Source organism: Thermogemmatispora sp. (assembly GCF_019683755.1).
Lineage (GTDB): Bacteria > Chloroflexota > Ktedonobacteria > Ktedonobacterales > Ktedonobacteraceae > Thermogemmatispora.
Map to the genome: position 1 here is coordinate 1 of NZ_JADGHT010000197.1, position 8,626 is coordinate 8,626.

Genomic DNA, 8,626 nt, shown 5'->3' on the forward strand with positions numbered 1-8,626 from the left:
AGAGTGATCATTATAGATCCTAATATTTCGCACTGTCAGAAGATTACCAGCATCTTAGGAGATGAGCATCATATCGCTATCTCCAGCGCCGACGACTCTGTCTCTCTTATTCAAGAGCAGAGCCCGCAGAGGTCGCCCGCAGATTTCTGGATTATCAACCAGGAGATTCTGCCCAAGCTGGCAGCGCCCCCTCGAGGTCAGTACATCGTGCTGGCCAATGACGTTCGCTTTGACCAGCTCCACTGGGCCTACGAACAAGGTGCCCTCGGCTATCTGCTTGCCAGCGCCCCAGCTAATCTCTGGCGCAGTGCCATCCAGCTCCCCCCAGGCCATTTCCTGATCGACCCCTCAGTTGCGCCTCTGCTCTTCAGCGACGTCTTCCCCTCGCACAGACTCCATGCGGAACTCAGTCAGCTCACAGCTCGCGAGCGCGAGATCCTTTCTCTGCTCGCGGCGGGTTGCTCCAATAAGGAGATCGCGGCGCAGCTTGGCATTTCCCAGACGACCGTTAAAACGCATATCGCCCATATCTATCGTAAGCTTGATATTCGAGGAAGAGCTTCCAAATGTTCGCGTTATCCTCTTGAGAAGGTCACAGCAGTCGACAATAGCAGCGATGAACGCGACGGCCTGCTGGCAATTCAGTCAGGGACCGTTCGCTGTTGGTCAGTCCCTAAGTAAGAGGCAAAGGAGGCAATAGCTATGATTCTCTGGGTCGGTATCGTGCTGATTGCCATCGGGCTCCTGATCGGCTTGATTCTGATCAGCATTGGGCGGCGATCGGTTCCCGCGCGCTCCCCCGAGGAGTGTGCTCGTCTGCGGGAGCAATTGATCGCCTCCGGTCTCTCGCCGCGAGTGGCTGAATATGTTGCTCAGGGCAATCGCCTTGAGGCCGTCAGAGCCTATCGTGAGGAGACAGGCCTTGGGCTGAAAGAGGCCACGCGCTATATCGATGAGCTACTCAAGCAAGGTCTGTGACCTGCTGCCCGCCGAGCCGAAGGCACCAGTGAGGGTGAGGACCAGGGAGGTGTTGACTTTCTGCTGCACGAGGGATAAGGATTCTTCTCCATCTATAAGCCAGCGAATAAGGAGATGGCCAGCGTACTGCTCTAAGGTAACACTCTGAGCGCCAGTGTGCTGTTCGCTTCCCCATGTTTACCATGCTGGCTGCCTCTCTCAGGCCAGTTTAACTACCTCGCTTGGCCCGGCTCCAGAGGTTGAGAGCGGGCCATCTCTCCTGGAGGTCTTGTCCGTGCGCTCCTCTCCTTGCCAGGTGGCACAACTTGCAGAGGGCGGGAGCGTAGATATATAGTGAAGGGGCGAATAGGCAGCCCAGCGGAGTGCCAGGCCAGAGAGCAGGGCCATATGGCTCAGAGGCACTGCTGCTTTGCCTTCACGGCTCTGCCCTGACGACCGGCCCTGCTGTCGCGAGGCACAGAGCCAGGGCTGTTCACATGATGCTATTTGGACTACCATCACACTCAGCTCGGCCCGGGCAAAAGGAAGCATGGTGGCTCGCTGTCTCAATCCGCGCGGAGGACATGACAACCCTGAGAGCGCTGTCTCCTGTCGGCGTTGCGAGTTTCTCATCGAGGGGGCGCGCATCGGCAATTACCAGGTCACAGCTTTTATTGGCTCGGGTAGCTATGGTCACGTCTACCAGGTCCGCGAGGCGGAGCCGCTCAGCCGCACCCTGGCACTCAAGGTTCTGCGCTTTGATCAGCTCAACGACAAGGCCCTTGGCAGCTTCTTTGACGAAGCGCGGCGCATTGCGACCTTGCAACATCCCAACATTCTCCCCGTCTACAGCTTTGGCCAATTGGAAGACGAGCGCCCCTATCTGGTAATGGAGTATGCGCCGCAAACCATCTATGATCTCTTCCGCAAAGCTGACGGGAGCCGGCGGCCTGCCTTTGCTGAGGAGCTGCTCCCCTACGTTCAGCAGGCCGCCCAGGCCCTCTATTATGTCCACCAGAACGGCGTCATTCATCAGGACGTCAAGCCGGGCAATCTGCTGATCGGACGTAACGGGCAGCTCTTGCTCTCGGACTTCGGCACAACCTTCTACCTGGGTATGCAGACCCACGCTTCGCTTGGCGAGGTGACGGGCACCGCGGCCTATATGGCTCCCGAGCAGTGGCAAGGAAACCCCCGCCGCGAGAGCGATCAGTACGCCCTGGCTATTTGCTGCTACGAGTTACTGACCGGACGCCTGCCCTTCTCCTTCAGTCGCCTGGAAGAGATGTGGCGGGCTCATCTCCATGAGCCTCCACCGCCACCTCAGCAGTGGAATCCCCGCCTGCCCGCCGAGGTGGCCGCCGTTCTCCTGCGTGCCCTGGCCAAGGACTATCATCAGCGCTATCGCGATACGCAGCAATTCGCCAGCGCCTATGCCGAGGCTGTGACGATCGCTCTCCAACGCTATGTCTGCGAGCGTTGCGGCTTCCAGAACCGCAGTGGCGCTCAGCGCTGCAGCAACTGCGGCGCCGACTACGACGATCGCACCTGTCCCTACTGCCATGTGCCGGTGCGCTTTGGCCAGCGCTGTTGCTCAGCCTGTGGACGCCTGACTATTCCTCCCACCCTTGTCCGCCATAGCCCTCTGCTTGGGATCAGCATTCGCCAGGGACGCTACGACATCAAGCGCGTGCTCAGGAGTCGCGACGAGACGCGCGTCACGACGATGGTGGCCATTGATCACCAGGCAAATGGTGCCGAGGTGGTGCTCAAGCGCTGGGAGTGCACCGACTTTCCTCTGGCGCGGCGTGCTCAGGAACTGGCCCATTATGACCGCGCTAGCGAGGCGCTGGCTCGCCTGCGCCATCCACTCGTGCCGCAGGTGCGCGAGCGCTTCGCCGAGGGCCGTCACTATTATCTGGTCTTGACCTACATCGACGGCGAAAGCCTGGAGGAGCGCCTGCAGAAGCTGCTGCGTCCTCTTCCTGAGAGCGAGGTGGTGGTCTGGCTCCATAGCGTGCTCAATATTTTGGTTGCCCTGGAGCAGCAGCAGCCCCCTCTCTACCACTTCGATATCTCGCCCGCTAACATCATTATTGAGCGCCAGCGCGGGCGGGCCATGCTCACCGGCTTCCAGCTTCCACCCCCGCCGCTTGAGAGTACGCCAGGCGCGCGCACCCAGCACCGCACGACGCGCAAGCTGGCTCTTTCTCCCTATCTGCCTATCAAGGATAGGCGCTACGACCGGCGCACCTGCATCTATATGCTGGCGGCAAGCATGCACCATGTCCTTACCAACCAGGCGCCGCCGCACTATCCAGCCTATCCGCCGGTGCGCCAGCTCAATCCCGAGGTTTCTCCGGCCCTGGAGGCGCTTCTCGCTCGTGCCCTCCAGGAGGAGCCAGCCGCCCGCTATCAGACTTACCAGGAGATGCAGCGTGCGCTGAAGCCGCTCCTACCCCGCAGCGGAGCCGACGCCCAGCGCACGCCGTCTTGAGCCGCCTCCTGTTCGGGAGTTCCCTCGGTGCGGTCTCTCTTCCAGAGCAGCTAGTAGGCCACGGTAAAGCGCTGGCGTACAAAGCGCGGCTGCTCTATTTCATCGAGGAGGGCCACCGCGTAATCTTCCATCGAAATGCGGCTCTCGCCCTTGTCATTGGTCACGAGCTGATCGGTTCCCAGGCGATAGCGTCCCGTGCGCTGGCCCGGTTCAATGAAGGCTGCTGGACTGAAATAGGTCCAGTCTAGATCAGCCCCCTGCTGGCGATAGATCTCTAGCGCCTCTGCCGCAGCGGAGGCAATGGGACGCCACGCGGGCGGGAAATCGGGGGTGTCCATCAGGCGCACACCAGGCGCTACTTCCAGGCTCCCAGCGCCGCCAACCACTACCAGGCGCTTGACCCCCGCCCGCTTCAGTCCTTCAATCAGGGCCTGAGCCGCCTGCACTACCATGCGTGGGTCCTCGGCTTCTGCGCGTGATGGTCCGACAGCGCTGATCACTGCATCATAACCACTGACCAGCCGGGCCACAGCGGCAGGATCAAGCACGTTGCCCGCCTCAAGACTCAGACGCGGATGACTCAGGGTCAGTCGCTCGGGATGCCGCGCTACGCCCTTGACCTCGTGACCGCGGTTCAGTGCCTCTTGGATAATGCGCTGGCCAATATTGCCAGTCGCTCCAAAGACAACGAGTTTCATTCCTCTATGCTCCTTTCTTTTCTTTCAAGCGATTTGTAGATGGTGCCATCCTTCTCTCTTCTCATGCGCCACTGCCGTAGGCTCGGATAAGAAACGCTAGGCCAGGACCCCGTTCATTAGGCCGCCCGGTGCCAGGCGCCCTATTTGTAACCATTATAGTTATGAATAGGGGCCTAAAAAAAGCAGTATCACTGAGATGGCGATGATCGTCCTTCCTCCTGAGCTGTGGCCAGGACCTGGGCAATGGTCTGGCGCGCCAGTACTTGCTTAAAGGCAGCCTCGGCCTCGCCAAAGTAGGTCAGCAGAGTACGCTGAATGTTGCGCCCGATTGGGCAATCGGGATTTGGCATGCTATGGTGAAGAGCCAGCAGAGGACCAGCTCCCACGGCCTCATAGACATCCAGTAGACTGATACAGGCCGCATCGCGCCGTAAGCGCCAGCCGCCACCCACGCCTGGCTGCGAGGCCACCAGCCCGGCCCGGCTGAGCAAGCCCAGGATACGACGAATAAAGACCGGGTTAGTATTAACGCTACCAGCGATGCGCTCGGAGGTCAAAGGGTCCTCCTCCGTCTGCTGAGCGAGCAACGTCAGGATATGGATCGCAACGGCTAGCCGTGTGTCTTTCGTGTGACCATCCCTCCTGCCCTGGCCTATCTGTAACCAGTATAGTTTCAGATCAAAGAAGTTGTCAAGGGCCACGTGGGCGCAGCAGAGCTGAGTGGAGAGGCCCGTGGCAAACGGCAAGCACTAGCTTGCTGATGCTGGCCCTCAGTCAAAAAGAAAAGGGAGCAATCTTGTAGCGATTGCTCCCGTTCTTCCTTCCGCCGCCGAATAGCATCACTGTCCTCGCGGCTCCTGGCAGGATGGTCAGCGAACAGGGGTACGTCTGGGGCTAGTGGCTGACCTGGGCCTGCTCGCGCTGCTCAATTGGCACGTAAGGGACATCCTTGGGGCCGACATACTCGCCGCGCGGGCGGATCAAACGGTTGTTAGCGTACTGCTCCATCACGTGGGCTGTCCAGCCAACCACGCGGCTGCAGGCGAAGACCGGTGTATCTAGATCGACTGGAATGCCCAGCAGATAGTAAACTGTGGCCGAGTAGAAATCGACGTTGGCATGGAGTCCCTTCTGTTCCTTGACATAGGACTCAATGGCGCGCGACATCTCCACCCAGCGCATATCGCCTTTACGCTGGCTTAGCTCCACAGCAAAGGCATCCATATGCTTGCCGCGCGGGTCCTCGGTGCGATAGACGCGGTGGCCGAAGCCCATGATACGCTCCTTGCGCTCCAGCATGCCGCGGATGTACTCCTGAGCATGGCTGACATCGCCGATGCGCTGGAACATGCGCATCACCTGCTCATTGGCCCCACCATGCAGTGGACCCGAGAGCGTCCCGATAGCCGCCGTAATTGCCGCATACATATCAGCGAGAGTACTGGCCGCCACGCGGGCGGAGAAGGTCGAGGCATTCAGCTCGTGATCGGCGTGCAGGATAAGAGCTACATCAAGGACATGAGCCTCATAGGGATCGGGCCGCTCCCCTTTGAGCATGTAGAGGAAATTCTCCGCATGGCTGCCATCCGCCAACGGTGCGATCGGCTCTCTCCCATTGCGAATGTGGTCCCAGCCAGCCACGATCGAAGGCAGCAGCGCCGTCAGGCGCACAGCCCGCTGTAGATTGGCTTGCTGGGAACGATTGCTGAGATCGGGATCGGTGGTAGAGAGCGCGGAAACGGCAGTGCGGAGAACATCCATCGGAGGCGTCGAGGGAGGGAGCAAGCGCATTAGATCGACCAGCCGTCCTGGCAGTGCACGGTTTGCCCGTAGCTCCGCGCTGAGCGCCTCGAGCTGTGCGCGGGTCGGCAGCGTCCCATACCAGAGCAGGTAAGCGGTTTCTTCGAACGAGGAATGTGCAGCCAGATCGTGAACGTCAACACCGTAATATGTCAGTTTGCCGCGCTGACCATCAAGATCACAGATACGGGTATGAGCGGCAACGACATCTTCAAGACCTTCGGTGGTAGGCATAGAAGCTCCTTTTGAGGACGTATGCTTCGCTTGAGCAGTAGGCGGAGCTCAACGTCCGACGTGTCGGGCAGCCGCTGCTTCCACAGCGAAGCAGACTACTTCGCCACAACAAATCATATGGGTTGTGTAAAGTATTATAAACTTGCCTTTCCAGTGGTGTCAACGTAAATCGAGCTGGCAGGCGCCTGCTCATCCTAGCACCTGCCAGCCGATCTGGCCAATCACGCTCTCGGGAATGGCAGCAGCCAAGAGGAGCGGGCCAACCGATGCGCCACCCGGCCCTGGAGAGACTCACGCGCTATCTCGGCTGTCACGCCTGAGCCGTGTCCAGGATCGAGTTCAGCGATCGGTTGATCAGTCGTGGACGGTAGCGAGACCAGCCAGCAGACCTTTGTCGCTTCTACCGCCGTCTCTCTCTAGGGCGCCCGCGAGGCTAGCGGCTCCCGTTGCCGCTCTGGAAGCGAAGGGGCCCCGCCGCGGCCTCCTCCCTGAAGCAGGCGCTGGCCAAGCTTGAGAAAAGGACGCTCTACCAGCAGATAGGACAGGAAGGCCAGTGGCAGCACCGTTACCCCTACCCAGAGCCAGTAGCAGCCGTAGATCAGCCAGTGGTTCAGCCCGCTCAGCCACGGCTGAATATGAGTGCTAAAGTAGGCGATGAGCGGGAGATGCCAGATGTAAAGACTATACGAAACCAGACCAATCCAGCGCAGATAGCGCCAGGAGAAAAAGGAGCGCAACAGAGATGGCCCAAAGAGCAGGCCTGTCAGGCAAGAACCATAAGCCAGAGCGAAGCCGAATTCGCTCAGAGTATCGTAGAGTGGCAGAAGGCCACCTAGCCACGGAAAAGCCCCGACATCATGGTTCAAGTGCCAGAGCGCCATGGCCCCGAACAAGGCCAGTCCGAGGGTCCAGAGAGCCAAGCTCCCGCGCCGCAGGCCTCCGATCAAGCCACTGGTAGGCTTGACCAGGCACCCATACGTGTAGCAAGTTGCAATCAGCATGCCGATGGCAAAGTCCTCCAGAAACTTGCCTGCCATGCCATAGACAAAGAAGAGCATTACATTCAGGACCGCCCGCGGCACCAGGGGCAGGCTGGCCACCGGGTGATCGACGTAATAGTCTCCCCAATGACGCACGAGCAAGGCATAGGCGATGACCAGGACCAGCACCGCACAGATCAGTGGGAAACGCCGGCGCTGCGGCAGGCGCCGCAATAGCAGAAAGATACCCAGTGATAATAAGGGCAGGAGCAAGTAAAACTGCCATTCAATCGCCAGGGTCCAATATGGACCATTGATCTTGCGAAAGGTCTCCGGCGTCGAATCCATAAAGAAGGTCACGAAAAGCAAGAGCTCGCGCCAGTGGGCTGGCTGCCAATACTGTGGCTGCCAGAGCGTGATCAAGATGAAGAGCGACACATAGTAAGCTGGCCAGATCCGCAAGGCACGCCGCAGGTAGAAGCGGCGCACCGAGGGCCAGGGTCGCTCTTCGCTCAACAGTGCCCCCACATAGGGCAGGAAGAGAAGAAAGCCCGACAGAATGAAGAAGAGCGTTACTCCTGTGCTGCCCACAAGCAGGAACGAACTGACCAGCGGCTGGTGCAGCGGCTGCCAGAGATGCTGATGATAGGTCGTCCAGTTGACATGGAACACCAGCACGGCCAGGCAGGCCAGCGCGCGTACACCATCGAGCATGGGAATCGCATTGCCGCGTAGATCGTTCTCCATGAGCGTTGGCAGAGCATACGGGAGACGCCGCAGCCAGCTACCACCGGCCCGTAACCACCGCCAAGGGGAAAACTGGCGCATCACTTCCAACAGCAGAGAGATCGTAGACATCGTTCTCACATAGTGGGACAACGCGTCGGGCGCCACAAAGGTGACAGGTATCGGTATATTTTCCTACATTGTAGGATAAGTTGAACAATACATATACATGCATAGATAGAGGCAGCCGAGAGGCTGCTTCACCAGCAACAGGCATCTCTGTCTGGCGGCGGCGAGCTGTGATATGCTGAAGGCCAGCGGGTTCATTGGTGCCAGGGGGTAGGGTACTAGTGAGCAGCACATCACACATCGAAGAGAGGGAGGCCTCGCCCATGTCGCTTGATCTGCCACGCTTGCTGATCGCTGGCACCGCTAGCGGCGTTGGGAAGACGCTGATGAGCTATCTACTGATCGCCGAGCTGCGGGCGCGGGGCTGGCGCGTGCAGCCCTTTAAGGTTGGCCCCGATTATTTGGATGCCTCGCATCTGGCACGAGCTGCGGGACGCCCCTGCTACAATCTCGATACCTGGCTGATGCCCTCGGAGCGCCTTCAGACGATCTTTGCGGCGGCCTGTCGCGACGCCGACCTGGCTATTATCGAAGGCATGATGGGCCTCTACGACGGACGCGAAGCTCAAAGCGACGCCGGCAGCGCAGCCGAGATCGCTCAACTG

At 59.6% G+C, this 8,626-nt stretch carries 7 protein-coding genes and 1 pseudogene; 4 read left to right on the top strand and 4 right to left on the bottom strand.

Going from position 1 to position 8,626, the window contains the following annotated elements:
• From IRZ24_RS12935 to IRZ24_RS12945, 3 genes are all read left to right on the top strand, one after another.
• On the top strand, positions 1 to 681 hold a 681-nt coding region (locus tag IRZ24_RS12935), incomplete at its 5' end, for a response regulator transcription factor (RefSeq protein ID WP_297164895.1).
• Between the two features lie 21 nt (positions 682 to 702).
• Positions 703 to 978 carry a hypothetical protein gene (locus IRZ24_RS12940; RefSeq protein ID WP_297164897.1) on the top strand — a complete coding sequence of 92 codons (276 nt, stop codon included), beginning with the start codon at positions 703 to 705 and terminating at the stop codon, positions 976 to 978.
• 529 nt (positions 979 to 1,507) lie between these two features.
• On the top strand, positions 1,508 to 3,454 hold the full coding sequence (locus tag IRZ24_RS12945) for a protein kinase (protein WP_297164899.1): 1,947 nt from the start codon (positions 1,508 to 1,510) through the stop codon (positions 3,452 to 3,454).
• Positions 3,455 to 3,504: 50 nt separating this feature from the next.
• On the opposite strand, the gene IRZ24_RS12950 is transcribed toward IRZ24_RS12945, so the two are convergent.
• From IRZ24_RS12950 to IRZ24_RS12965, 4 genes are all read right to left on the bottom strand, one after another.
• Complete coding sequence (locus IRZ24_RS12950) at positions 3,505 to 4,152, bottom strand: NAD(P)-dependent oxidoreductase (RefSeq protein ID WP_297164902.1); 648 nt, start codon at positions 4,150 to 4,152, stop codon at positions 3,505 to 3,507.
• 188 nt (positions 4,153 to 4,340) lie between these two features.
• On the bottom strand, positions 4,341 to 4,808 hold the full coding sequence (locus IRZ24_RS12955) for an Rrf2 family transcriptional regulator (protein WP_366914288.1): 468 nt from the start codon (positions 4,806 to 4,808) through the stop codon (positions 4,341 to 4,343).
• A 238-nt stretch (positions 4,809 to 5,046) separates the two neighbouring features.
• Positions 5,047 to 6,186, bottom strand: coding sequence for a citrate synthase (locus tag IRZ24_RS12960; protein WP_297164906.1), 1,140 nt, complete (start codon positions 6,184 to 6,186; stop codon positions 5,047 to 5,049).
• 416 nt (positions 6,187 to 6,602) lie between these two features.
• Positions 6,603 to 8,024, bottom strand: coding sequence for an acyltransferase (locus IRZ24_RS12965; RefSeq protein ID WP_297164908.1), 1,422 nt, complete (start codon positions 8,022 to 8,024; stop codon positions 6,603 to 6,605).
• 260 nt (positions 8,025 to 8,284) lie between these two features.
• Here IRZ24_RS12965 and IRZ24_RS12970 point away from each other — a divergent pair.
• Positions 8,285 to 8,626, top strand: a pseudogene (locus IRZ24_RS12970) (cobyrinate a,c-diamide synthase); the annotation flags it as partial.